Source organism: Polyangiaceae bacterium (assembly GCA_020633235.1).
In the GTDB taxonomy this organism is placed as follows: domain Bacteria; phylum Myxococcota_A; class Polyangia; order Polyangiales; family Polyangiaceae; genus JACKEA01.
Genome location: JACKEA010000001.1, coordinates 157,120 through 182,203, shown reverse-complemented (window position 1 = coordinate 182,203; position 25,084 = coordinate 157,120). Strand labels below are relative to the sequence as shown.

Genomic DNA, 25,084 nt, shown 5'->3' with positions numbered 1-25,084 from the left:
CACCTCAGTTCTCAAAGACGTACGCTTCCAACGTGCCGTTGCTCTTGGCTACGAAAAGCCGCTTGTCCGCGATGGTGAGCCAGCCACCGCTGGCAGCCGTCCACACGGACTTGAGCGTCGTGCGATCCACCGCATACACGTTCGAGTCGCTGGCCGCATACACGTAGTTGCCCGCGATCACGGGCGGGTAGCTGAGCTGTCCGTCACCGGCGAAGGTGCCAACGAGGGCACCGGTGTCCGCGTTCCGGGCCACCAGGTGCTTTGCGCTCAGGCCGTAGACGACGTTGCCGGCTACTGCTGCCATGCCCGCATAGGTCCCGTTCGCCGTCCAATCCACGGCGTGCGTGGTGAGGTTGACCGCGTAGAGGTTGGGAGGCGCGATCACGTAGGCACGACCATATGCGACGGCTGGAGCCGTCTTCATGGCATACCCGGACCAGTTCCAAGTCACGGTCGTGGACCACGACACGGTTCCGGCCGCCGGATCGTGAGCGCGGAGAATCCCCTTGACGAAGGTGAGGACGGAGCCTCCACCGTAGGCGGGGCTCCACTCGTCGTACTGGTCCAATGATTGGAAGAAGAGCTGCGCGCCATCCGTGTTTGCGAATCCGTACAGACCACCATAAGTTCCACCGTTGGAGTACACGACCCCGTTCACGACAATCGGCGCCCAGTAGTGCTCCCACTGCGCGTTCATGGTGGCGGACCATGAAGTCGTTCCCGCTGCCGCGTCGAACTTCCAAACATAGGGAAGCCCGGACGTCCCCTTGCCAGTGGGTACGTACACGTACCCACCGAAAGTGGCCGGCTGACCGACGCTGAATATGTCGCCAAAGTTGTAGTCCCAAAGCTTGGTGCCGTCGGACGCGTTCAATGCCACCAAAGGGGTCAGGGTGCCGAAGTATGCGCTCGCGGTGGCAAACACTCGGCCGCCGGCTACCACCACCGGGTTCAGCGCTATGTTCTCGAGAACTTCGTGCGTCCACGCCAGGTAGAGCGGCGGCTTGCCCAGTTCCGCGGTGTTCTCCCCGGTGTGAGCGACATCGAAGCCCAGCGTGTTCCACTGACCTGTAGACGTTGCGCAGCCGCCTGCAGTGCACACCTTGCCGACCACACAAGTCGTTCCGCATGCGCCGCAGTTTTGCGAGCTCGTTTTCGTGTCCACGCAGGTCCCGCCACACGAAGTCCATCCTGGCTTGCACACACAAACGCCTGCAGTGCACACCTCGTCATCACCACAGCCCACGCCGCAGGCGCCACAGTTGAGCGGATCTGTCTGAACGTCGATGCACTTCCCAAGGCAACTGTCGTAGCCGGAAGGGCAGCCACACTGACCTGCAACGCAGACCTCGCCCGGCGCACAGAGCTTCGCGCAAGCCCCGCAATTCTTGGTGTCGCTCTGGATGTCCACGCACTGAGCCGAGCACGCTGTGAGGCTTCCGCAATCCAGGCCGCAGGTGCCGTTGTTGCAAACCTGGCCGGTCGGGCACTTCTTGCCGCAGCCGCCGCAGTTGCTCGGGTCCGTCAGCGGGCTCACGCAGTCAGCGCCGCACAGGAGGGAATCCGTGCCGCAAGTGTAAGCGCATTTACCAGCGACGCAGTCGTAGCCGACGCCACAGATCTTTCCGCAACTGCCGCAGTTGTCCGGGTCGTGCGCCGTATCGACGCACTTGCCGTTGCACAGCACTGTCCCGCCCAGGCAAATCACGCCGCATTTGCCGGCGGAGCAAAGCTCGCCGCTTGGGCACGTGGTGTTGCAGGCGCCACAGTTGTCGGGATCGTTCGACGTGTCGAGGCACTGGCCACCGCACTGAATCGTGCCCGGCGGACACTGCAGTCCGCACGCTCCGTTCACGCACACTTCACCCGCCGCGCAGTGGGTCCCGCACGCTCCACAGTTTGCGGGATCATTCTTGACGTCCACACACGCTGAGCCGCACTTCGTGCTGCCGCCGCCACAGGTCAGAGAGCAAAGGCCAGAATCACATACTTCGGAAGGACCACACACACCACCGCAGCCGCCGCAGTGGCTCGGATCGTGGAACGGATCCACGCACACGCCATCGCATTCGATGGTGTCCCCCGTGCACGCGGGATGGCAGGCGCCGTCCACACAGCTCTCGTTCAGGTCACAACGGCGATCGCACGCCCCGCAGTTCTCAGGATCCGTCTTCAATTCGGTGCAGGCGCCCCCGCACGCAGCCTGCCCCGCTCCGCACGCGACCGCGTCCGGAACGTCCGGTCCGGCGTCGACGATCGGCGGTTTGTCACCCGTCAGGTTCGCAGCGTCGGAACCGCCGCACCCGACAAACGAGAAGGCGGCCCCGAGGCTCGCACCCAAGATCCACAGCGTATGCTTCATGTGTCACCACCCACCCGCGCGTTACGGCGCGGTCATCGTTCGACCCTACCCCGAAGGCGCAGCAGGAACCCAGCGCAATTGCTCGTGCGACAGGGAGCGTCGCACGGCATGGCCGGTTTCCGGCAAAATCGCCCAGTGAAGCCACCAGGCGCCTGTCATGGACCGCGAGGCGACGTCCCGGCCTTGACCTCCACACGAGCTCAATCCGGCGCGAAGACGACCGGATAGACCACGGTTATCGCGTCGTGCAACGGCTCGTAGTGCAGACCGAGAAACACCTGCCGCACGCATTCCCCGACGTCGTCGCTAGCGAGCTGGCTTTCTTGCAGCTGTGCTCGACGCACCCAGCCGTCGGCATCGACCACGAATCGGATCACGAGGCGACCTTCGAGGCTCGGATCACGCGCCAGTCCAGCTTGGTAACACCGGCGCAGACAAGCGGCGCGCTCGCGAATGGGCCGCATCACGACCTGAGGCGAGATGTAGTTCGTAACAGGCGGCCCCGAGCGGATGCGCGGTGGCGGTTGCGACAGCGGCGGGGGCTCGACCACCTGGCAGGGCGCTTGGCTGCCTGCATCCTGTGCGACGCTTTCGCCGAGCTCGTCGGGAGCGACATCCGGGTGCTGCTTGTAGTGCGGCGCTGGCTCCGGCACCGTCACCGCCGCGCTGGGCCCGTGGTCGGGCTCGCGCGGAGCCGCGCAAGAGACGAGCAACACCAAGCCGAGCCAGCGCCACATGGAAGGAAGTGACAGCGCGCGGCACCCCGAGTTCCGTCCTTGAATAATTTGGTGCTCCTCGCGTCAAGTGATCTGCAATCGTGCGATGGACGCGTCCACGATCTCGAAACGCAGGCTGCCGGCGCGCTGGGAGGGCGTACGCTTCCAGGCGTAGTCCGCCTCGAGGGTGCCCGGCGGCTGGAAACGGAAGGCGAGCGCGACGAGCTCGTCCGTGGGCGGCTGCTCCCGGAAGGCGCGTTCGATGGCCGCCTTGCCCGACCAGCTGCGCCGCCCCTGGATCTCCAGCACGGCATCGTCCCGGAACATCTCCATCAGGCCTTCGAAATTGCCACGGGTTACGCCCTGGTTGTGTCGCTGCACGTAGTGCCGAAGCACGTCCTCCGGCTGGATCATGATCGCGCTCCGGTCAGCTTCTTGAACCACGACTCACCGCGAACGCTCGCGAAGTCGTCGTCGCCCGGTGCGTCGGACGCGTAGCCGCGGTTCAGTCCCACGGCCTTGGAGAGCTCTTGGTGCGCAGCATCGGCCTCACCCAGCAGCGCGGACATGCAGGCCATGTTGTACCAAGCCTCGTGGTCGTTGGCCGTGTGCGGGCTCGCGCCCACCCACTTGCGAAGCAGCTTTCGGGTCTTGTCCCGCGCTTGTCGCAGACGCTTTGGATCGGTCTCGACGTGCGTGTAGCTCATCCAATACTTCGCAGCAGTCGCCTCCGGCCCTTCGAACACGGTCGCGGCCTTCTTCGCAGCGGTCAGCGCCTCGCGCTCGTTGCCCAGCTCCGCCTCCGCAGTCTGAATGGCGGCCCACGCGGCAGCGAGATCTCCCCGGTCCCCACCGCGCTCGAGCTCCTTCACGATGGCCTTGGCGGCCTGTGCCGCGCGCTGATGGCAGCCCGCGTAGTTGAGGAGCTCCGCGCGGCGCACCCCGAGCCGTGCCCGCATGAAGGGCTCCTTGGTCAGCGCTATCTCTTCGGCGAGCGCGTCCGCGGCTTCTTCGTCACGGTCGAGATCGCTCAGCGCGTCGCTGCGTGCGCGCCACACGTCCCGGTTCTTCCGGTCGAGGGCCAGCGCTCGATCGGTGAGGGCCAGGCGCTTCTTCGGCTCCGACGTCTTCTCGATCGCCTTCAATATGGCCTTCAGGTCGCCGTCTCCGCGATGCGGGTTCAGCCGCGTGTACAGCCGCTCGAAGGCGTCCTCGTCGTCGTCCGGCAAGAGCAGCCCCTTCTTGGCCGCTTCCGCCATCGTGAGCACGAGCTGGCGAACGTTGGCGAAGACGACCTCCGGAGCCTTGGGCTCCTCGTGGCGCCAAGCGAGCACCTGCCCGGGCTTGCCTCCGAGCACGCCTGCGAGATCCAGATACAGCAAGTCGCCGGCGAAGTTCGACATGAACGCCAGGGTCTCCCCTCCGAACGTGGCACGCGCGGCCCTCCTCAGAGTCCGTTGCTCCCGCTCCACGTCCGAGAGCGGCAAGAGCCCCCACTCCTGAAACAGCTCCTCCCCGGAGACCCCATCGTGCCAGCGATATAGCGCGACGAAGTCCGGAGGCAGCTTCTTCGACACGCAGCGCGAAAGCCGCTCCACGCCCTTTGCGTCAAGGCCCGGGCGAAGCGTCTCGTGAACGCTCGGGTAGCGCTTCTTCAGCGCCCGCTCGAGCTGCTCGAGGAGCGCAGGTACGGCGGCGGGCTTCTTCGTGGGCGACTTCTTCGCGGCCATGGAAGCCGAGGATACCAGCACCGGAAGGTCATGCCCCGGAACCTCACGGCGTCACCCGCAGGTGACGTTTGGACGATAAAGCCCCCAAAAACTGACTGGCATGTGGGGTGCAAACTCTCTGGGCAAAGGAGATTTCAATGCCCGGAATGACCCGTGCAATCGTTGGAACCGGAGTCAACGTCGTCGTCGCTATCGCGGCCTTCAGCACTGGCCGCTACCCCGGCGGGCTGTGCTTCTTCATGCTCGCCTGCACGTTGGTGTCCGCTGTGGGCATCGCGCTTTCGTACGTGGGCAATCGCGGCGGCGCGGTACTCGTCATGCTCGCCGCCCTCCCCTTCGTGCCTATCGGCTCGATCGCGTTCTTCGGCGGGAACGCCATGCGCCGCGCCACCAAGGAAAGCGCCTACGCCTGAGGCGAGTTGCGGCGGCGGCTCAGCTTTGCCACACCCGCCGCACTGCGGCAGAGCACGAAAGTAGCTTCAATCGCCCGGGTTCTCGCGTCGGCAGCATGCGGCACGTGCCTTGCTCCAGGCCCGACCTCTGCTGTCCTCGAGGGACGGAAAGGTGAGCGATGAAACTCTACGCGAAGCTACTTTCGGTGGCTGGAATGGTTGCTGCTGTGGCGGCTTGCGACAGGCAGGGTCCGGAGGACTCCCACGAGCGCACCGCGGCCAACACCCGATCGACGACGCAGCCGGCGACGCCTGCTGCTCCAGCGACGGAAGTGGCCCCGAAGGACGAGGCCGCCAAGGTGCCGAACGCCGACACGGAGGACGCCAAGGACGCCAGCGAGCTGGTCAAGGACGCGACTCAGACTCTTCGAAAGATGAAGGCCGACCAAGGCGTGAAAACCTTGCTGAGCAAGGCGAAGGGCGTGTTCATCGTCCCCGACTACGGGCGGGGCGCCGTGGGCGTAGGCATACGAGGCGGCGAAGGCGCGCTATTGGGGAAAGAAGCAGACCAATGGAACGGCCCCCTGTTCTACGACATCGGTGGCATCAGCGTCGGTGCCCAGTTTGGTGGCGAAGGTGGGGAGATCGCCATGCTGTTGATGAGCGATCAGGCGCTCCGCGCGTTCAAGGCCGACAACACGTTCTCCCTGAACGCCGGCGCCAAGCTCACGGTCGTGGACTACTCTGCCCTGTCGGAAGCGTCGCTGGGCAAGGACGTGGGCGACGTGGTCTTCTGGTCGGACACCGAAGGAGCGTTCGCGGGCGCTGCCTTGAGCGCTACCGACATCTCCTGGGACGACGAGGAGAACCCAGCATACTACGGTAAAAAGGTCGCCGCTGACGACGTACTGCGCGGCAATGTTCCCAGCAAGCCGGGACCGTTGGCGCAAGAACTGAAGACCCTCTGATCTCGGCGGGAGGACGGGCGTCCGCGGACTTCCGTCTTCCCGGACCCTACAGCGGTTCCACGTCGTGGAAGTGTCGCACGTCGAGCACCATGCGGCCGTCGCTGCGCTCCGTCAGCACGTCCACGAAGCGGTGATCGAACAGGATGTCACTGTGATCGTAACGGTGCACGGCATGCACCAAGCCCTTCGTGGTCTCGTCGATGCCGGACACGCTCACCATCACCTCGATCTCTTCCTTGGCCAGCCCCTGGGCCGAAAGCCCGAACAGCGGGCTCTGCTCGTCGATGCAGTGCATGATCACGAAGGAGCGAAACAGCACGGGCGCCAAGTCGCGCACCAACGGCAGGTCCACCAGTTGGTAGAAGGTCTCGCCCTCTGCCGTGTGAGTGGTTCGCGTCACCACGCATCGCACCCGCGCGTCGAGCACCGAATCGTTGCGATCGTTGCCGATGCGCAGCATGAGCGTGGGCACGCCGTCGCGCGGCGTGATGACCATGTTCCGCGAGAACACGATGCGCGCCGTCGCGATGGAGAACTTGCTGAAGACCAGTCCCGTGAAGATCGCCGTCACGAACACGCCGCTGATGGACTCCACCGTCATGAGCACGTTGGCCACGCGGGATGCGGGATACAGACCGCCGTAGCCGATGGTGGCCAGTGTCTGCACGCTGAAGAAGAACGCATCCTGAAACGACCCAGGCCGCGCGTTGGCGACGCCACCGAGACGCCAGTACGCCAGCGCGAACACCAGGTTGATGGCGAGGTAGATGGCGCTGAGGATCCCGAGCGCCGTGGGCCAGGAGACCCGCAAGAAGAGGTGGTAGATGTCCCGCAGCGGGTGCGCGCGCACCCCGAGCACCAGGATGGAGCTGTCCTCGGGCTCCTTGGGCTTGTCCTCCGTCGCCATGCAAGGGCGTGCCTACCGCGGCGGCGCCGCGCCGAAAAGCGGGGGGGCCCGAAGCTCAATCGTCGTCGTCGTCGTGCTCTTCGTGCTCTTCGTGCTCGCCACGCTCGGCGTGCGCCCCTTCGGCCTCACCGAGCTGAACGCTGACCCCCAACAGCGGCAACGTCACCTGACGGCCCGCGGCGTCGTACCCATCGTACAGGGCTCCGGCCCAGAGCCCGGTGAGCCCGAGGAACGCCACCGCCGCCAGCGCGTGGGACGACTCGATGGCCGCGCCCTTGGCTATCCGCTTGTGCCCGTCGACCATGCTGAGCGCGATGTTCTCTCGGTGCCGGATGGTGTGCCACACGATGCCGGCCACATGAATGGCGACCACTCCCATCAAGGTCCAGGCCAGCGCTTCGTGGAGCTCCTCGAAGACCTCGGCGCGCGCCATCAGCGCGCCGCTCGCTGCCAGACCCAGCATCAGCACGAAGATGGCCAGCGCGGCAAAGCTGGACCCGGGGTTGTGGCCCGGGGTCGGCGGGTCATTCCCCGCCGCCGCCCCTTTCACGTATCGGACCAAGGCAGCCGGGCTCAGGGCAAAGCTACCGAAGCGCGCGTAGCGCGAGCCAATGAAGCCCCACACCCCGCGCAGCACCACCATGAAGGCGGCGATGGCGCCCAGCCACATGTGAGCCGCGAACAGCGTGCTCTCGTCGTCCACCAGGTTGGCGATGGCGAAGGCGCCCAGGAACGCCCCGGCCAGAAGCCAATGAAACAATCGGACCGGAAGGTCCCACACCAACGCTCGCTTCGGTTCGGTCATGGGTGTTTCATGGCCCACGACCGACGGCTTCGGCGAGCCGGCAAGTGACGTAACCGCCGCCGAAATGCATGCGTCATCTGGCGGAGCGGGAGGTTCCGCGGCGAACCGACATGATCTCGATCAATGAAGATCAGGGTGTTGGCTCGCCGCGGTAACACCGCGCAGCGCTCGTCAGCTCTGCGGCAGGGGCTCCGTCGGGGCGCCGGCTTCCTTCCAGCCGCGGATGCCTTCGCGCATCACGCTCACCTGCTTGTAGCCGGCCTCTTGGGCGCGCTTGGCGGCGTGATCCGAGGCGCGGCACTTCATGCCGCCGCAGTAGAAAACGAGCTTCGAGTCCTTGTCGCTCGGCAGCTCACTGAGGGCGTAGCCGTCCGAGCTGGTCAGGAGCTTGGCGCCAGGGACGATGCCGTACTCCTTACGGGTGTCGTTGTCGTTCGCATCGAGCACCGTGGCGGACTTGGTCTCCACCAACTTGCGCACCTCCGGGAGCGGCGTCTCCGTGATGCTCTTGCCGGCCTGGGCGGTGGTGGTCGCCGCGTCGGCGTCCGACTTCTTGTTGCAGCCGACCAGACACAGCGCGATGGCAGCGGACACGAGTAGCTTCTTCATCTTGTCTCCTCCAAGGGACCGAGACGGTAGCATAGGGACGCGGCGTGCCCAGCCGCAGCCCCCCTCTGCAAATCCGAGCTTCTGGCAGGAGCTCCAGCCAAATGGAGCGGGTCAGCCGCGTTTCTTGGCCTTCGCCCGCGCTTCGGCGAGGCCGCGGTCGAGCCAGCGCTGGAGCTGGGCGGCGGTGCGAATGCCAGCCGCCGATACGTACACCATGCCCTTGGACGGGCGGCCGGTGAAGTCGAAGGGCCGGGCGTGCTTGTCGGCGACGGCGTCCGCGTGGTGCTCGCTGCCCACCCGGGCGATGAGCTCCGTCCCGAGCACGCCGCAGCACATGGCGCCGTTCACGAGAAAGCACACGCCACCGAACATCTTCTTTTCCGTCACGCCGCGCCGGCGTGCGAGCGCCGTGCGGACACGGGCGGCGAGCTTTTCGTCGTAGCTCATGGCCGGGATGGTACGCGCTAACGAGCAGATCGCGAAGTGAGTCAGTGCGTGCAGGCGGGCGACGTGGCGGCGCTCACGTACGCCTGCCCCAGCGTCGTGAGGACACCATCCGCCGCCAGCAGATCCACGAAGGGGATCTTGGTCGAACGGCCCGAAAACCACGCATAGCGCTCGACCCGGGCGTCGCCCTCCAGGTAGCTCACGGCGTCCTTCATGAAGGCGATCTGGTCGTCGAAGCCGCTGGCGTCGTCACAGGCAAACTCCGTGAGCCACAGGGGCTGGGAGAAGCGCTTCTTGTACTCTTCCACCTTCTCGATCAGCCACTGGGCCTTGTTCGCGCCGCTCGGATGGCAGCCCACGTACACGTGGAACGCGACGCGATCCACGCGACACCCGCTGCACGCGGCGAAGAAGTCGTCGAGGTACTTGTAGGGATCCGTTTCTTGGCAGTTCCCGCCGCAGAAGTTCACCGCCGGGGACACCAACGTGAGGCCCTGGGCATCCGCGACCTTCTCCACCTCCGGCCACAGCGCGGCCGCTTTCGTCGCCGAGAGGTTCGCCTGGGAGCCGAAGTTCGGTTCGTTGAAGCCCAACAGGGCCGTCACGCCACTCGGCAGCTCGGCGCTCACGGTGCTGGCGTCGAAGGTGCCGCCCCAGATCATGGGCACGTACTCGACGCCCTGAGATGCGTAGCTGCCGTCTTGCAGCGCCTTGTCCGGCGTGTGCGCCCAGTTGTACCACCAGCTCACCGCCGGCGAGAGCACGGCGAGATCCTGCTTGGAGTGCTCGCCGTAGGCCACGCCGCGCTTGCACGCCGACGTTGCCCCGTTGCCCGCCGCGCCCGCGCTGCCGGCCGTGCCCGCGCTGCCTCCCGCAGTGCCGCCGCTGCTCGTACCGCCACTGCTCGTACCGCCGGCTGCGCCCGCGCCGCCGCTGCCCGCGTCCGGCGAGCTCGCGCCGTCGTCCTCACCGGAACACGCGGCGAGCAACGCCAGACAGATCCCGTAGATCGCGAGCCTCATGCCAAGACGAAGTGTAGCCGGGAATCGACGTCGGGATCGCGGTGTGACCGCGGCGCGCCAACATTCCCTGGAAAGAAGCCGGGCCCGAGCCTACCGTGGGCGAGGGTCAGCAGACAGGAGAACCAGTGGAACGTAGTTGGGAAGATCCCGCGTCGCCCCTCCATGGCGCGTACCACGCGATGGTGAATCAAGATTTCTCGGACGCCCGCGGCGAGCTCGAAGGCATCGTCGCTCGCGAGCCAACGGCGGACGCGCTGTATCTGCTCTCCACGGTGCTGGCGGCGGCAGGCGACTGGGACGCGTCCCTGGCGCGAGCGGACGAAGGCATCGCGCTCGATGCGACGCACACGGACTGCCGCTTCAACCGCGGCGCAGCGCTCGATCAGCTCGGCCGCCTCGAGGACGCGGTGAGCACCTACCGCGCGGCACTGGAAGTGGACCCGACGCACACCAACGTGGCGCTGAACCTGGTGCTCCTGCTGCGACGCCTCACCCGCCATGAGGACGCGCTGCAGGTGGGCGCGACGTGCCTCGAGCACATGCCCAGGGCCCGCATGCTGCGCTACAAACAGGCCGAGTCGCTCGCCATCTTGGGCCGTTCCGCCGATGCACGGCTGGAGCTCGAGCGCGTGATCCGCGACGATCCGAACGCCATTCAAGCGGCTCGCCAGAACCCCTTCTTCTCCAAGTTCGCAGACCAGCGGGAGTGGAAGAAGACGTTGATGCTCGAGGAGTGACCGACGACATGGATGTGGAGTCGACGTTGACGGCGCTGGAGGCCTCGCTCGGAGATCCGCCCGCGGCCGAGGACGTGAAGACCGCGCAGAACCTGGTGTGGCAGGTGTTCGGGAAGGAGTACCGACCGCTCCCGCTTCGCACCAAGGCCGAGCTCTCCGATACCGAGCTACGGCTGGCCCGCGTGCTCGCGAAGGTCCGCGTGAGCGCTACCTCCTACGTGGGGTTGCCGGCGCTGAGGGAAGACATCGCCCGTTTCGTGGGAGACGCTCCCAGCGGTCCGGCGGATCTCGAGATCGAGGTAGGCGGTGCCAGCGTGCCGTATTGGATGGCCATCGCTCACGTGGCGCATGGGCTGTTGGACGAACGCACGACCCTCGATGCCATTGCCAACACCGAGACCGCGGCCGCCTGGCACGAGGTGGTCACCACCTTCCCATACTCGCTGTGGCAACCGCTTGCGCCGGACGCAGACAGCTACAAGAAGGGCATCGCCGTCCGGCAGGGCGACGAAGCGTGGGCTCTCGAGCATCGCCTCCGGTTGGTCTCGATGTTGGTCCGGGCCTGTCCGCCGGACGCAGCGGCGCAGGCCGCGGACGCGCTGCTCGCGGCGTCGAACCCTTCCCCGCTCTCGGCGGCGGTGTTGGTGGAGGCATTGCTCGCGACCGATCTCGACGCACGCACGGTGCCGCTACTGCCCATCGCGCTTCGCCACCCGAGCTTGGGTTTGTGCGAGCACGTGCTTTCGCTCTTTCCCGAGGAGCGCCGCGCCGAGCTCGTGCTGCTCCGACCGATCTATGCCGCCGCCAACCGCGGCGACGTGATCCGCGGCAAGACCGTGGAGCATGGCTGGGTGCAGTTCGTGACCCCGCGCGACTGCACGGATCTCGCGCAGCGCCATCCATCACCGCAGATCACGGAGCACATCCTGCGCGGCATCGAGCGGCACGCCGAGCTCGCCGCCAGTGGCGAGCTGAAGGCGTCCCGCCGATTCGCACCGCTGCCGGAAAAGTCGTTGCTCGCATACTTCCAAGCCGCAGGCGCGGAGGCCGTGCCAGAACTAGAGGCTGCCCAAGGCGGCGCTGCAGCGGACTTCGTGGCCAAGGCGCTGAAGAAAGCGCGCCGCAAGAAGTCGAAATAGAAGTAGCCGCGCCGCTGGTTTCGAGATCCTGTTGGCTCGGCGCGAGCCCCGTCCCAGGCGGTTCCGCGGCGGCCCGACAAAACCTAAGATTCGGCCATGCGGCAGACTCGACGGCAGTTCGTGCAAGGGCTTGGCGTGGTGGTGGCGGCGGGCTGCGGAGACGACTCGTCGACGACCCCGCCGGGCACTTCGGGAGCCGATGGCGGCGGCGCCGGAGGCAACGGTGGCACCAGCAGCGACGGCGGTGCCCAAGACGCCACCACGGATTCGCCGATGGGTGACGGCGGCCCCACCGGCATCGGCGAGGGCAGCCCCTTCGGCATCGCCACGTCCCACTCGCGCTCGCTGAACCTCGGTTGGCTCACGACCATCGGCACCACCGGGATCGCGTGGCTGCGCGGCTTCGATCGCGACAACGCGGACAAGAGCTTGTCCGACGCGCTCGCCGCGGGCTTCGAGGTGAGCGGCATCTTGCAGCAGGGGGCGGCCTTTCCCGCCGGGGACCTGAACGCCTGGCGCGACGGCGTGAAGCAGCTGGTGACCGAGGCGAAGGGCCGCGTGAAGTACTGGGAGGTGTGGAACGAGCCGCCCAACTTCTCCACGGACAAGACGCCCGAGAGCTACGCGGCGATCGTGAAGAGCGCCTATGACGCGGTGAAGGAAGTCGACCCCACGCTGCAAGTGGGGCTGTGCTCTGCGAGCGTGCACCTGAGCTTCATGTCGCAGGCCATTGTCGCGGGAGCGGCCGACCACTTCGACTACATCACGCTGCATCCGTACGAGACGCTGGACTTGGTGGACCGCGGCTTCGAGGGGCAGTTCATGGGCATCGTGCCGACGGTGCGCAAGATGCTGGCGGAGCTGAACCCTGCGAAGCAGTGGGTCCCGGTGGTGTTCACGGAGCTGGGGGAGCCGGTGGACGGATCACACACGCCGGAGCATCAGGCAGCCACGTTCTTGAAGGCGTACGTGCTGTCGATCGCCCAGGGCGTGACTCGAATCCACTGGTTCGAGGGCATCGACGGCGACTCCGGCCCCTTCGGCTTGCTCGCGGATGACGGAACCCCGCGGCCGTCGTTCACCGCGGCCAAGGTGCTGATCGAAAACCTCGGCGCGCTGCCCAAGTACCTGGGCTGGGTGCTGCTCGACGGCGCCCACTACGGCTTCGTGTTCGACGGACCGTCGGGGCCGCTGCTCGTCGCTTGGCCGGCGCCCGGCACCAGCCCGACCATCGAATTCGGCGAGACGGTCGACGTGGTGGATCCGCTGACCGGGAGCGGAAGCAGTGGCAGCAGCGTGCCCCTGAGCGCGCCGCTGATCGTGCGTCAGATCCCCGCTGCGCTGGTGAACGAAGCCGCGAACGACAAGGGCGCGCCGTTCTGGTGGGGGGGCGACTTCAGCGGAGCGAAGGAGATTTCTTTCACGCCGAACGCGGAGCAAGGGCTGCACGTGCTCGGCGCTGCGCCCACCATCACGCTCGGGGGCGATCTAGCGCGGGACTGCGGCAGCGCAGCCGCGCATTCCTTCACGCTGGATCCAAACTTCAACACTTGGGACACGGTGCCCCTGCGGGTCACCGCCGTGGTGCGTCGCACGACGAACGGCGCCGCCGGCTTCAACCTGAAGTACGAATCTGCAGCCGGAACCAAGTCCACCGGCAGTTGGAACGGCGTGCCCGCTCAGGACCAGTGGCACACCTTGACCTGGGACGTCACCGACGCGCGCTTCGTGGGCAAGTGGGGCTACCACCTGAGCCTGGACTCGGACTCCACCGACAACAGCCAGTACGCGTTGAAATCGCTGACGATCACCAAGCTGTGACCCCTGCGTGGCAATGCGCCGCGATCTCGGACCGGGCACGGCATTTGCTGAATGCCAGGTGAACCCGAACCAAAAGGAGAGCGACATGGCAAGGATTGCCGTCACGGTAACTTCGGACTTCGAGGACTCGGAGCTCACATACCCCGCAGAGGCTCTGGAGGCTGCTGGTCACGAGGTGGTGATCATCGGTGAAAAGGCCGGCGAGGAGATTCATGGCAAGCGGGGCAAGTCCAAGACCGCCGTGGCAGGGACGCCCGAACAGCGTGACCCGACGGACTTCGATGCGCTGCTGATCCCGGGCGGCTACTCACCAGACAAGCTGCGCACGGACCCGCACATGGTGAGCTTCGTGCAGGAGTTCTTCCGCTCCAACAAGCCGGTAGCGGCGGTGTGCCACGGGCCTCAGCTTCTGATCGAGGCGGGCGTGGTCGATGGGCGCACCATGACATCTTGGCCCTCCGTCAAGACCGACTTGAAGAACGCGGGCGCGACGTGGGTCGACCGCGAGGTCGTGACGGATGGGAACCTGACGACGTCGCGCAAGCCGGACGACCTACCCGCATTCACGGAGCGCTTCATGCAGCAAATCGACGGAGCGTGATCACCGAGGGGCCGGCGCTCCCAGCGCCGGCGCCCACAACGACAGCAGCAAGATAGCTACGAACAACGCCGCGACGAATAGCGCTGCCGCCGACGCCCTCATTCGGGGTCGACGCACGGGGAGCTGGCGTTCGGGAGGCGCTTCGTGATCGAGGATCTCGTCTTGGTGCAGTGCCAGGCGCACGGCTTCTGCAAGGTGCAGCGGCCGGCGCTCAGTGGCCTGCATCACCTGCTCGCGGCAGGAGAACCCATTGGCCACGATGAGCGTCTTCTGCTCCGTGCTGCGGACTCGCGGTAGGACGTCGAGCTCCCCCACCTGCATCGAAATCTCGTACTTGTCGCTCTCGAACCCGAAGGCGCCGGCCATCCCGCAGCAACCGGTTTCCGGTGCTTCCACGTCGAGCCCCATTCCCTCGAGCAAGCGCTGGTCGCTGTCCGTTCCCCACACGGCCTTCTGGTGGCAGTGGCCGTGCAACAAGGCGTTGCCCCGGAGAGTCGGCGGCTGGAAACCTTCTTCAGTCAACAGCTCGGAGAGCGAGCGTACCTGCCCAGCGAGCTTTTCCGCACGGGGGTCGTCGCTCATCAAGTTCGGCAGCTCGTCGCGGAATGCAGCCACACAGCTGGGTTCCACGCCCACGATCGGGGTACCGGCGGCAATCTCGTGATCCAGCTCGTCCAAGGTGCGGGACCACAGACGCTTGGCGCGCTCCAGCATCCCGTAGTCGTACAGTGCGCGACCGCAACACAGCTTGGTGTCGGGGATGATCACCCGATGGCCCGCCGACTCCAGGACTTCCACCGCCGCCGAAAGGATCTCGGGGAAGAAGGCGTCGTTGAAGGTGTCGGGCCACAAGAGCACCCGTTTGCCGTGTCCGCGCGGGCTTCTTCCGGCGAAGGAAGCGCGAAAGCTCTGGCGCGCGAAGCGTGGGACTTCGCGCTGTTGACTCACACCGGCCACCCATTTGGAGAAGCGTCCGATCCCGGGGGCATGAGTCGCGAAGTTGACGAGCGAAGGGAGCTTCGAGGCGAAGGATGTCCATACATCGATGTATCCGAAAGCCAGAGCCTGCCGCGGTCGGCGCTTGCCTTCGTAGTAGTGCGCCAAAAACTCCGCCTTGTAAGTGGCGATGTCGACGTCCACCGGGCAATCTCCCTTGCAGCCTTTACAGGCGAGGCACAGGTCGAGGGAAGCCTTCACTTCCTCGCTTTGCCATCCGTCCGTGATCACCTCCCCACGCAGCATCTCGAACAGCAGGTGGGCACGGCCGCGCGTGGTGTGTTGCTCGTCGTGCGTGACACGCCAGCTCGGACACATGGTGCCCCCGTCCTCGCGCCGGCACTTGCCCACGCCCACGCAGCGCACGGTCGCGTGAGAGAAGTCGCCGCCGTCCTCGGGATAGGAGAAGTACGTATCCGGCCGCTCTGGCTGGTAGCCGGGACCCAAGCGCAGGTCCGCCGTTCGGGGAGACGGGTCCACGATTCGCCCGGGGTTCATCTTGCCATCCGGATCCCAGATCGCCTTGAACTCGCGGAAAGCATTCATCAACTCCGAGCCGTACATCTTGGGCAGCAGGTCCGAACGCGCCTGGCCGTCTCCGTGCTCACCGGAAAGACTGCCCCCGTGTCGAACGACGAGATCGGCGGCCTCCGCGGTGAAGGCGGCGTAGCGATCCATCCCCTCCTTGGACGAGAAGTCGAAGTCGATGCGGGTGTGCACGCAACCCTGACCGAAGTGACCGTAGAGGGAGCAGTCGTAGCCGTGCTGCTCCAGGAGCTGTCGAAACTCGCGCAGGTAGACCCCGACTCGGTCCACGGGGACAGCGGCATCTTCCCACCCCGGCCAGGTGTCCTTTTCGTTGGGAGCAAACGCGGTAGCTCCCAGGGCCGACTCGCGCACGGCCCAGATTCGCGCCTCTGCACTCGGATCGTCCATCAGCCGGTGCCCCGTGGGCTTTGGAGATTGCCTCTGCAGAGCGTCGAGGCAGCGCCGAGCTTGCTCGTCTGCCTCTTCTTTGGTGTCCGCGCCGAACTCGATCAGCAGCCAACCGTCGCCGTCCGGCAACATCGAGAGATCCCGGGCGTGTGCCCCCTTCTTCTGATCGTAATCGATCAGTCGTCGGTCGAGGCCTTCGCACCCCACGGGCCGCTGCTCCCGGACGCACGGGATGACGTCCCCCACTTCATAGACGCTAGAGTAACCGACGACCAAGAGCGAGCGCGCGGGAAGCGCGTCCACCAACGTCACCGTTGCCTCCAGCACGGTGACGCAGGTTCCCTCTGAGCCGACCAGCGCGCGCGCCACGTTGAAGCCTCGCTCCGGTAGTAACTCGGTGAGATTGTATCCGGATACGCGACGCGGAACGTCTGGAAAGCGCTCGCGAATCGCGTCTGCGTAGCGATCTCGCAGCTCGGCAAGCCGGCGATAGACTTCGCCGCGTCGTCCCTTTTCATTGACGATTCGCCGCAGGTCTTCCTCCGAGGTGGGCCCCACGCGCATGCGAAGCCCGTCGTAGGTGACGATCTCGAGCTCTTCGACGTTGTCCTCGGTGCGGGGACCCGGCCCGTAGAACTCGGACATCACGGCGTGAATGCCGCATGCGCTGTTCCCAATCATGCCGCCGAGAGTGCAGCGATCGTGCGTCGAAGGATCGGGACCGAACGTCAGGCCGTACTTCGTTGCTTCGTCTCGGAGCAGGTCCAACACCGTGCCGGGAAGCACGCGCGCGGATCGCCCGTCGACGTCGATCTGCAGCACGCCGTTCATGTAGCGAGAGAAGTCCAGCACGACCGCGACGTTCGTGGTCTGGCCGCCGAGGCTCGTACCGCCGCCGCGCGAGAGTACGGGGACCCCGTGCCGCCGGCATGCCTCCAGCGTCAAAAGCACGTCCTGCGCGTCTCTCGGAAACACGACACCGGTGGGCACGTGGCGGTAATTGGACGCGTCTGCTGCGTAAAGCGCACGCGAACCTGCGTCGAAGCGGACCTCGCCTCGCACCGCACGCTGGAGCGCCCCGATCAATGCAGGACGGCCGTCTTTCCCGGTTCGGAGTGATACGAGCTCCATGTCTTCCTCAACAGTGGTAGGGCTGCGCGTCGGCGCGGCGCAGCTCAAAGCCGTGGCCGGGCCGGCTCGCATCACCGGTCAGGGCCCCCTTCATCGGCACCGTTGCTCCGTCCAGCAGCTTCTGTTCGATGCGCGCGTGATCGAAGAAGTACTCGATGTGCAGGAGGTCCGGCACGGCGCTGGCCACGGGAACGTGGAGGTACGGCGCGCAGTGCGTGGATAGAGGCACGTGGAATGCACGCGCCAGCGCTGCAACCTCCAGGAAGCCAGTGTAACCGAGGCAGCGCGTGGCGTCGGCCATCAGCACGTCCACCGCGCCGGCCTCGAGCATCCTCAAGAAGTAGAACGAGTCGTAACCGTACTCTCCAGCCGCCACCCGCAGACTCGCATGGTCTCTCAGGTGTCGCAGTCCCTCCAGATCGTCAGAGCTCACAGGTTCCTCCAACCACGACACCCCAAACTCCGAGAAGCGCGCGGCCATCTCCAGCGCCTGTTTTCGCTGGTAGGCGCCGTTGGCGTCCACGAACAGATCCACGTCGCTGCCGACGGCCGCGCGGACGCGACCCACGCGCTCCGGATCCGCTGAAGCGTCACGGCCCACTTTCATCTTGGCGCTCGAAAGCCCCAGCTCGACGAACGCCGCCATGTGCCGCTCGAGCTTGCTCGCCGAGTAGGAGGTGAAGCCGCCGCTTCCGTAGACCGGAACGCTGGACCTTGCGCGACCCAGCAGAGCGGAGAGTGGAACGCCAAGTATCCGAGCCTTCAAATCCCAGAGTGCCACGTCCAACGCACTGATGGCGCAGGCCGCAACTCCGGGCCGACCGACGTTGCGCACGGCGTCGAGCAACGCTCGGTGTGCGCCCGGAATGTCCAGCGCGCCGTGCCCCTGCAGCAAGGGCCCCAGCTTCCGACGCACCAAGTCCGCCGCCGCGGGAGCGCAGCAGGTCCAGCCCAGGCCGCGCTCCCCCGCGGCCTGGAGCTCCACGACAATCCAGGTCGTAGAACTCCAGGCGAGAGTGCCATCACTCTCGGGAGTCTCGGTAGGGATCTCGTAGGCTTCTACGGCGACGCTCTCGATGGTCGCCATGTTCAGCCTTTGCCAGTGAAGCTCGGTCCCATGTCCTTGACGGACTGCTTGAGCATGCGCCAGCGGTTCGAATCCCCGCGCACGATGGACTGCCAGTAATGAGTGGCCTGCTCGAAGCTGATGTGGGGCGGCAGCGGCGGCACTTCAGGATCGGTGAACGCCTCGACCACCACGGGGCGATCTGCCGACAGTGCTTCCTCCCACCCCGGCGCGATGTCCTCGGGCTTCTTCATCACGATGCCCTTCAACCCCAAGAGCTCCGCATAGCCGGCGAAGGCGAACGCCGGAAGGTTTTGGGAAACGTCGAACTTCGGATCTCCTGCCATCACCCGCTGCTCCCAGGTGACCTGATTTAGGTCACCGTTGTTGAGCACGAGGACGATGAGCTGCTTGTTGGTCCAACTCGGATAGAGCCGCGCAATGGTGATGAGCCCGTTCATGCCAATCATCTGCATCGCGCCATCTCCAACGGCGGCAATCACGGGGCGGTCCGGATGCGCCAGCTTGGCGGCCAGCGCGTACGGAACACCGGGACCCATCGTGGCGAGGTTTCCGCTCAGTGACGCCATCATCCCGGGCCGGATTTTCAGGTCCCGCGCCCACCAGTTCGCCGCGGAACCGGAGTCGGCCGTCAGGATGCACTCGTCCGGCAGGCGCGGGGAAAGCTCCCAGAACACGCGCTGGGGATTGATGGGATCCGCGTCGTTCATCGCGCGGTCTTCCAACAGCTGCCACCAGGCCCTCACGCGCTCTTCGATGCTGCTCCTGAAGCTTCGGTCCTCCTTCTTCTTCAAGCGCGGCAACAGAGCCCGCAACGTTTCGCGGGAATCCCCCCACAAGTTGACCTCCGTGGGGAAACGCAGGCCAAGCTTCCGCGGCTTGATGTCGATCTGCGCGGCCCGCGCTTGGCCTTCCTTGGGCAGCCACTCCGAGTACGGAAAGCTCGTCCCCACCATGAGCAGGCGATCGCAGTGTGCCATCATCCAGTCGCTGGGCTCGGTGCCGAGCAGACCAATGGCCCCCGTCACGTTCGGCAGGTCGTCCGGCACCACGGCCTTGCCGAGCAGCGCCTTGGCGATCCCCGAGCCGAGCACGTCCGCCGTCTCCAGCACCTCCGCGCTCGCCCCCAATGCGCCCGCCCCCACCAGCATGGCCACCCGCTCACCGCTGTTCAGGAGCTCCGCAGCGTGGTCGAGCTCCCGCTCACGGGGCACGATGGACGGCTCCGAGTAACCGACTCCGCTCAGGGGCACGCCGTGAGCGCGGGGCGGTGTTTCCACCGCGTCGGCCTCTTGGATGTCATTGGGGAAGATCACGCAAGTGACGCTGCGCTCCGCCTTCGCGATGCGAATGGCACGGTCAATCAAGTGGCGCGCCTGGGACGGGTTCATGCACACGTGCACGAAGTTGTGCGCCACGTCTTTGTACAGGCTCACCAGGTCGACCTCTTGCTGATAGTCGCTGCCGATTGCCGTTGTGGCTTGCTGACCGATCAGCGCGACTACGGGTTGGTTGTCCATGGCGGCGTCGTACAGGCCGTTCAGCAAGTGGATGGCTCCGGGACCGGAAGTGGCCATACACACGCCCACTTCCCCACTGAATTTTGCATGCGCGCAGGCCATGAAGGCGGCCAGCTCTTCATGCCGCGTTTGCACGAAGCGCATCTCCCGCTCGGCGCGGCGCAGCGCACCCATCAGCCCGTTGATGCCATCGCCCGGATAACCGTAGATACGGCTGATACCCCAGAGCTGTAGCCTTTGGATCACGAAGTCGCTGACGGTGTTGCTGCTCATGGCGGGCGCTCGGATGCATTCACCATGCCCCGTTCAATTGCGCGTTTGTTCGTCGAGCAGTGTGGCGATGCTTCGCACCGTGGCAGATCGCCGCCGCTTAGCCCGGCTTGCGTCCGGCCAGGACAAAGCCCCCTCCGGCCAAGTAGCGCTCCACCTGAACGTCCGTAAGCAGCGAATCGAGCAGCTCGCGCCCGCGGCGCCATTTGTCGCGCAAGCGTGCATCGTCCAGATCCTCCTTGGAATCGATGCCAGCCCAGCGCAAAAGGAGCGAATACGTGGGGTACAACCAGTGCAGAACGCCATGGTCGGGTCGGGCGCGATCGAAGTCCATGATGGCGAAGCGCCCGCCCGGACGGAGCACCTCCACGGCGCGCCGAAGCGCCGCCGGAAGATCGTGAACGATGCCGTAGCACCACACGGAAATGATCGCGTCCACGGGCACCGTCACGCCCGCCAACCGCGCGGCGTCTCCCTGAAGCAGGCGGACGTTCTCCCATCCGGCGTCTCGTACGCGCTGTCGCGCCTGCTGCAGCATGCCCGTGGAGTAATCGAGTGCGATGACGCTGCCCTCGGGGCCCACGCGCGGCAAGAGCAGCGGCAAATTGCGCCCAGTTCCGGCCCCGACGTCGAGCACCGTCTTGCCGGCCAGGTCGCCCAAGAGCTCCACGGTGCGCTTGCGGTACTTCTCGACGCCCAGAATGCCGCCGAACACCACGTCCGTCAGCTTGTCGTAGTGCTTGGCGGCCCGGTCGTAGTTGCGAGTCACGTCTGCGAGTTGCATGCCCGACTGACGCAGAGGGTCCGGCGATCTTACAGCGCTCGTCCAAATATTTCCGGCGTCGGGATTGCTCCGGAAGCCAGGCCGCCCCAAACTCGCATTCGTGGGCCATTCTGCAGCCGTTCGCCGCGTGCTCGAGACCGAGCGTGACGTTCTGCTACGCCGAGTGCGAAGCAAGGCTGCGGGACGCGTGAGCGCGGAGGACGTGCTGCAGACGGCGAGCGCGCGCGCCTTGGAGCACGCCGCGCAGCTTCGGGATCCAGCCCGCGCGGAAGCATGGGTGGCGCGCATCGTGCAAAACGCGCTGCGAGACGCCTTGCGCGCCCAGCGTGAGGTGGAGCTTCCAGCGGACGTCGCAGACGACCCGGCGATCGAGACGGCGCCGTGCTCGTGCGTGCTGGCTCAGTCGCGGCAGCTCAAGCCGGAGTACACGGAAATACTCCGGCGCGTGGTGCTCGATGGCGCGCCGCTCCCGGGAGTGGCGGCGGAGCTCGGTCTCACCACGAACAACGCGAGCGTGCGGCTCCATCGTGCCCGCGCAGCGTTGCGCAAGCGCATGGCGGAGCACTGCGGAACCCTGCGCGCGCGCTCCTGTACGGAGTGCGGCTGCGCGGAACGCGGCTGCTGTGTCGACTGAAGCACTGTCCGAACGGGCGCGAGCGCTACTCTCGTCCGAGGGAACATTCGATCCAGGTGGCGGCACATTTCCCCTACCCGTGCCGCGCCTGGTCGACGGACTCCGCCTCGACGGCATCGAATGGCCCGGTCGTCGCTTGGCTTTCGTCAGCTTCTGTCCGCCGTTCCGCCACCGAGCCGAGTGGGTGCGCATCGCGACGGCCCACGCCTCGCTGTACGTCGACGCTCGGGGTCAGATCTGGGACGTGGAGGACGACGCGGGAATCGAAGACCACGATCCTGCGCTCGTCGCCCGCTCCGTGGTCACGCTGCTGGAGCAAGAGGCCGCACGCTGGACGGCGTCCCGCTACACGGAAGCGCTGGAGGTTCTCCCTGCCGACATCGCCCCCCGCTTGGCACGCGCGACGTCGAGCACGCTGCATGAGCAAGCGAGCGACGACTTGGAGCGCTGGTGGCACGGGCCAGAATGCTCGATCTTGGAGTCGAGCACGGGTCTCGTTCCGTTCCTTCATCGTGTCGTGCTGTTCTGCCCAAGCGCCGCTTGGGGGCGAGAATTGGCCCACCGATGCCTCGCGAGCGAGACACGAGGTTTCTCCGCGTCTTAGGCTTCCGTCATGCCGAATCCGTTCCATCGCTTCGAGCACCGCAGCCATGACCTTGCCGCCGCCCGCGCGTTCTATGACGACGTGCTCGACGGCCTGCCCTGGGGCGACGTGTTCTCCCTCGCTCCCTTGCCGGAGCGGGCCAAGGCTGCGGGAGCACCGCCCCACTGGCTGGGCCATGTCGGCGTGGAGGACGTGACCTTGACGGGGCAGCGCCTCGAGGAGCGCGGCGCACAGCGCCTCGGCCCACCCGCGTTTCGGGATCCCTTCGGCGCCATCGTCGCGCTCTGCCCGAAGGGTTCGCCGAGCCACCGCATCGGCTGGCATCTGCTCATCACGGACGACGAAGCCAAGGCGTGGTCGACCTACTCGTCCCTGTTCGGTTGGAAGGCGCTGGCGCTCCGGGAGGTGGCGGGCGCGCGGCATCAGTCCTTCAGTTGGGGCGATTCCGATGAGCCGGTGGGCAGCGTCAGCAATCTCGCCGGCCGACAGGGCGTGCACCCCCAGTGGCAGTTCTTCTTTCGCGTGCCGGACATCGCCGCGGCGCTCGAGCGCGTGCGCCGCCTTTCGGGTCTGGCCCTCGAGCCCACGGTGGGAGGCACCGGGGCGCTGCTCGCGGCCTGCGACGACCCGCAGGGCGGCGCCTTCGGCCTGTTTCAGGCGCCGAACACCGGATGATCCGCGTCCAGCTCGGATGAGAGCTGGTAGACAACGCCGTCCAAGTCTTCGAGCTGTTTTTCCAGATAGCCGTAGAGCGCGGGGTCGACGTCCGCCACGATGCTATGGCGCGCCTCTTCGATGGCGACGCGCGCCGTGACGCCGCTGCCCGCGAAGAAATCCAGCACCACGGAGCCCGGGAACGACAGCGCTCGCACCAGCCGTTGCACGAGCTGTCGCGGCTTCTGCGTGGGGTGCCCTACGCGCTCTCGGGAGTTTCCGTTGAGGCGTCCGATGCGCCACACGTTCGTGGGGTTCTTGCCCTTCTGCACGCTCTCCGGGCGGAGCCGCTTGTCCTTCAGGTACGCCGCCTTCGTTTCTTCGTCGTACGGCTCCCGCACGGCGTCCAGATCGAAGAAGTAACCCGACGACTTGGCGAACCACGCCACTTCTTCGTGCCGGCTGGCGAAGAAGCGATGGGCGCTCATCCCGTTGGGGTAGTTCCACACGATGAGATTCACCAGGCGCATCGCGCTCGCCGTGCGCATGTGATGCAAGATGGAGAGCAGGTCCCCGCTGCCGGCTTCCCCTTGGAATTGGAGCCCACCGAAGATGACCAGATTGCCGGTGTCCGAAAGCACCCGCTCGGCTTCCGCCAGCCACGTTCGCGCCCAGGCGATGTAGTCCGCGTGGGCGTCCCAGTCCGCCAGCTGGATGTTGTACGGCGGATCGCACACGATGAGCTGAACGGAACCGTCTGGAATGCGCGCGAGCACCTCCAGGCAGTCCGCACTCAGGACTGCGTGCCTGGATTGCGTCGGAACCTCGGCGACCACGGCTTTCTCGGACGAGTGGGCCTCGCCGCGCTTTCGCATCGCGTTCATCCGGCGATGGCCGGAATTGTGGTGCGAGCGGTTGGTCATCGAGCAGCCGCACGCTAACACGCCGCCTGCTCTTGACCGAGAGCAAGACCGTCTCGACGCGCGCGCTGTAAAATTCGGCGTAGGAGGGCTGCATGCAGTTTCACGAGCGCCCGGTCAACCCGCGAGCCGCAGAGCTGAACCGCAACGTGGAGCGCGTCGCCAACGGCGTGCTCCGCTCCTGGGACCACGTCAAGGAGCTCGCGCATCTGGGCGGCCGCGCTGCCCAGTACGACGACGTGCACTACGAGTTCGTCGGAGGCGCCCAAGACGGGCTGCGCAAGAAGCACTACGACAAGAGCCTGCGTCTCTTGTGGAAGGCCGAGCTGTCCGCACCGTGGTCGTCGTTCCACGACGCCGGCAAGCACGAGGGCGAGATCGTGGAGCTGGCCGAAAAGAGCATGACGGGGGAGGAGCGCAGCATCCGCGAACGCATCACCAGCGCGGAGTTCAAGGCGCTTCTCGATCGCGAGTACACGGTGGAACAGAAGCGCGCCATCGTCGCGATCTTGTCGGCCATCGGTCACGGCGAGGCCTACGCCTGGCTGGTTTCCGCCAGCTTGCTGCCCCAGGTGAAGAGCACCGGTGCCAAGGCCGCCGTCACCATGCAGGTGCTGGAGGAGGCCAAGCACTTCGTCGTGATGCGAGAGCTGGTGGAAGCCTTCGGGGTGGGAGTGCCGCGCCAGAGCGCTTGGGAGTACTTGCTGCTCGAGGGCACCCTCAAGGCGAAGGGACTGGACCGCTTCTTCGGCATGAACATCCTGGTGGAGAGCATCGCCCTCAGCATCTTCGGCGTGCTGTCCACGCTGCCGGGGCTCGACGTACTGCGGCTGTTCCACCTGGACGAGAGCCGGCACACGGCCTTGCCCATGAACTACTTCAAGGAGTTCCCGCTGAGCCGCTGGCAGATGCGAAGCCCCCTCGGACGCGTGCGGCGCATCAAGATGACGCTGCCCACGCTGCCGCTCATCATGTACCTGGAGCCGGAGCTCGCCGTGCTCGGCATCGACGCCTTCGACTTCGCGGGCTCCGTGATGCGCAAGGTCACCCACCTCACCGAGCGCGCGGGCTTCCTGCAGCCGGAGGACGCGCGACAGCAGAATGCGTTTTTCAACCGCGTGTTCAACGCGTACTGCCGTGCCACGCGCCCGGGCCACGTGGACAAGGATTTCATGAGCGCGGAGTGCACCCAGGGTGAAGCCGAGCTCGCGGTGGAGCGCGAGATCTTCGGCGACGCCGCCTGACGGCCGTTCGCGACGGGTATCGCGCCGAGCCAACATCCCCATGCCCAT

General features: G+C 66.2%; 24 protein-coding genes. 10 read left to right on the top strand and 14 right to left on the bottom strand.

The window, feature by feature from the left end:
- Positions 1-4 precede the first annotated feature (4 nt).
- The 4 genes from H6717_00875 to H6717_00860 all read right to left on the bottom strand — a co-directional run bounded on the left by H6717_00875 (position 5) and on the right by H6717_00860 (position 4,808).
- Entirely contained in the window at positions 5-2,362 is a 2,358-nt protein-coding gene (locus tag H6717_00875) for a PQQ-binding-like beta-propeller repeat protein (GenBank protein MCB9575566.1), read from the bottom strand.
- Positions 2,363-2,562: 200 nt separating this feature from the next.
- Positions 2,563-3,099, bottom strand: coding sequence for an AgmX/PglI C-terminal domain-containing protein (locus H6717_00870; protein MCB9575565.1), 537 nt, complete (start codon positions 3,097-3,099; stop codon positions 2,563-2,565).
- A 63-nt stretch (positions 3,100-3,162) separates the two neighbouring features.
- Complete coding sequence (locus H6717_00865; protein MCB9575564.1) at positions 3,163-3,492, bottom strand: nuclear transport factor 2 family protein; 330 nt, start codon at positions 3,490-3,492, stop codon at positions 3,163-3,165.
- Positions 3,489-4,808, bottom strand: a complete 1,320-nt coding sequence (locus tag H6717_00860; GenBank protein ID MCB9575563.1) for an SMI1/KNR4 family protein — start codon at positions 4,806-4,808, stop codon at positions 3,489-3,491. Before H6717_00860 ends, H6717_00865 begins: the two co-directional genes overlap by 4 nt.
- 146 nt (positions 4,809-4,954) lie before the next feature.
- Here H6717_00860 and H6717_00855 point away from each other — a divergent pair, with 146 nt between their 5' ends.
- Positions 4,955-5,221: a hypothetical protein gene (locus H6717_00855; protein MCB9575562.1), complete on the top strand. Its 267-nt coding sequence runs from the start codon at positions 4,955-4,957 to the stop codon at positions 5,219-5,221.
- 158 nt (positions 5,222-5,379) lie between these two features.
- Complete coding sequence (locus H6717_00850) at positions 5,380-6,168, top strand: lipid-binding SYLF domain-containing protein (GenBank protein ID MCB9575561.1); 789 nt, start codon at positions 5,380-5,382, stop codon at positions 6,166-6,168.
- Between the two features lie 46 nt (positions 6,169-6,214).
- On the opposite strand, the gene H6717_00845 is transcribed toward H6717_00850, so the two are convergent.
- The 5 genes from H6717_00845 to H6717_00825 all read right to left on the bottom strand — a co-directional run bounded on the left by H6717_00845 (position 6,215) and on the right by H6717_00825 (position 9,958).
- Positions 6,215-7,075 carry an ATP-sensitive inward rectifier potassium channel 10 gene (locus H6717_00845; GenBank protein ID MCB9575560.1) on the bottom strand — a complete coding sequence of 287 codons (861 nt, stop codon included), beginning with the start codon at positions 7,073-7,075 and terminating at the stop codon, positions 6,215-6,217.
- Between the two features lie 55 nt (positions 7,076-7,130).
- The gene (locus H6717_00840) at positions 7,131-7,880 is read right to left on the bottom strand and encodes a cytochrome b/b6 domain-containing protein (GenBank protein MCB9575559.1); all 750 of its coding nucleotides are present in this window, start codon (positions 7,878-7,880) and stop codon (positions 7,131-7,133) included.
- Between the two features lie 171 nt (positions 7,881-8,051).
- Positions 8,052-8,489 carry a rhodanese-like domain-containing protein gene (locus H6717_00835; GenBank protein MCB9575558.1) on the bottom strand — a complete coding sequence of 146 codons (438 nt, stop codon included), beginning with the start codon at positions 8,487-8,489 and terminating at the stop codon, positions 8,052-8,054.
- A 111-nt stretch (positions 8,490-8,600) separates the two neighbouring features.
- A complete protein-coding gene (locus H6717_00830) occupies positions 8,601-8,936 on the bottom strand; it encodes a TfoX/Sxy family protein (GenBank protein MCB9575557.1) in 336 nt (111 codons plus the stop codon).
- A 41-nt stretch (positions 8,937-8,977) separates the two neighbouring features.
- Positions 8,978-9,958, bottom strand: a complete 981-nt coding sequence (locus tag H6717_00825; protein MCB9575556.1) for a glycoside hydrolase family protein — start codon at positions 9,956-9,958, stop codon at positions 8,978-8,980.
- 125 nt (positions 9,959-10,083) lie between these two features.
- Between H6717_00825 and H6717_00820 the strand changes: the two genes are divergently transcribed.
- The 4 genes from H6717_00820 to H6717_00805 all read left to right on the top strand — a co-directional run bounded on the left by H6717_00820 (position 10,084) and on the right by H6717_00805 (position 14,256).
- Complete coding sequence (locus H6717_00820) at positions 10,084-10,695, top strand: tetratricopeptide repeat protein (protein ID MCB9575555.1); 612 nt, start codon at positions 10,084-10,086, stop codon at positions 10,693-10,695.
- Positions 10,692-11,834, top strand: a complete 1,143-nt coding sequence (locus tag H6717_00815; protein ID MCB9575554.1) for a hypothetical protein — start codon at positions 10,692-10,694, stop codon at positions 11,832-11,834. The genes H6717_00820 and H6717_00815 overlap by 4 nt, the downstream gene beginning before the upstream one ends.
- Positions 11,835-11,930: 96 nt before the next feature.
- Positions 11,931-13,655: a hypothetical protein gene (locus H6717_00810; protein ID MCB9575553.1), complete on the top strand. Its 1,725-nt coding sequence runs from the start codon at positions 11,931-11,933 to the stop codon at positions 13,653-13,655.
- An 85-nt stretch (positions 13,656-13,740) separates the two neighbouring features.
- Positions 13,741-14,256, top strand: coding sequence for a type 1 glutamine amidotransferase (locus tag H6717_00805; protein MCB9575552.1), 516 nt, complete (start codon positions 13,741-13,743; stop codon positions 14,254-14,256).
- Here H6717_00805 and H6717_00800 read toward each other — a convergent pair whose 3' ends face one another.
- The 4 genes from H6717_00800 to H6717_00785 form a co-directional block, all read right to left on the bottom strand.
- A complete protein-coding gene (locus H6717_00800; protein ID MCB9575551.1) occupies positions 14,257-17,319 on the bottom strand; it encodes an FAD-binding oxidoreductase in 3,063 nt (1,020 codons plus the stop codon). It abuts the gene before it with no gap.
- Positions 17,320-17,326: 7 nt separating this feature from the next.
- Positions 17,327-18,406, bottom strand: coding sequence for a mandelate racemase (locus H6717_00795; protein ID MCB9575550.1), 1,080 nt, complete (start codon positions 18,404-18,406; stop codon positions 17,327-17,329).
- A gap of 2 nt (positions 18,407-18,408) precedes the next feature.
- Positions 18,409-20,199: a thiamine pyrophosphate-requiring protein gene (locus H6717_00790; GenBank protein MCB9575549.1), complete on the bottom strand. Its 1,791-nt coding sequence runs from the start codon at positions 20,197-20,199 to the stop codon at positions 18,409-18,411.
- 97 nt (positions 20,200-20,296) lie between these two features.
- Entirely contained in the window at positions 20,297-20,980 is a 684-nt protein-coding gene (locus tag H6717_00785; protein ID MCB9575548.1) for a class I SAM-dependent methyltransferase, read from the bottom strand.
- Between the two features lie 100 nt (positions 20,981-21,080).
- Between H6717_00785 and H6717_00780 the strand changes: the two genes are divergently transcribed.
- The 3 genes from H6717_00780 (at position 21,081) to H6717_00770 (ending at position 22,893) form a co-directional block, all read left to right on the top strand.
- A complete protein-coding gene (locus tag H6717_00780) occupies positions 21,081-21,614 on the top strand; it encodes a sigma-70 family RNA polymerase sigma factor (protein MCB9575547.1) in 534 nt (177 codons plus the stop codon).
- Positions 21,615-21,693: 79 nt separating this feature from the next.
- On the top strand, positions 21,694-22,218 hold the full coding sequence (locus H6717_00775) for a hypothetical protein (GenBank protein ID MCB9575546.1): 525 nt from the start codon (positions 21,694-21,696) through the stop codon (positions 22,216-22,218).
- A 9-nt stretch (positions 22,219-22,227) separates the two neighbouring features.
- Entirely contained in the window at positions 22,228-22,893 is a 666-nt protein-coding gene (locus H6717_00770) for a hypothetical protein (protein ID MCB9575545.1), read from the top strand.
- Here H6717_00770 and H6717_00765 read toward each other — a convergent pair.
- The gene (locus tag H6717_00765) at positions 22,872-23,795 is read right to left on the bottom strand and encodes a site-specific DNA-methyltransferase (GenBank protein ID MCB9575544.1); all 924 of its coding nucleotides are present in this window, start codon (positions 23,793-23,795) and stop codon (positions 22,872-22,874) included. The genes H6717_00770 and H6717_00765 overlap by 22 nt on opposite strands.
- Positions 23,796-23,887: 92 nt before the next feature.
- Here H6717_00765 and H6717_00760 point away from each other — a divergent pair, with 92 nt between their 5' ends.
- Entirely contained in the window at positions 23,888-25,036 is a 1,149-nt protein-coding gene (locus H6717_00760; protein ID MCB9575543.1) for a hypothetical protein, read from the top strand.
- The last annotated feature ends 48 nt before the right edge of the window (positions 25,037-25,084 follow it).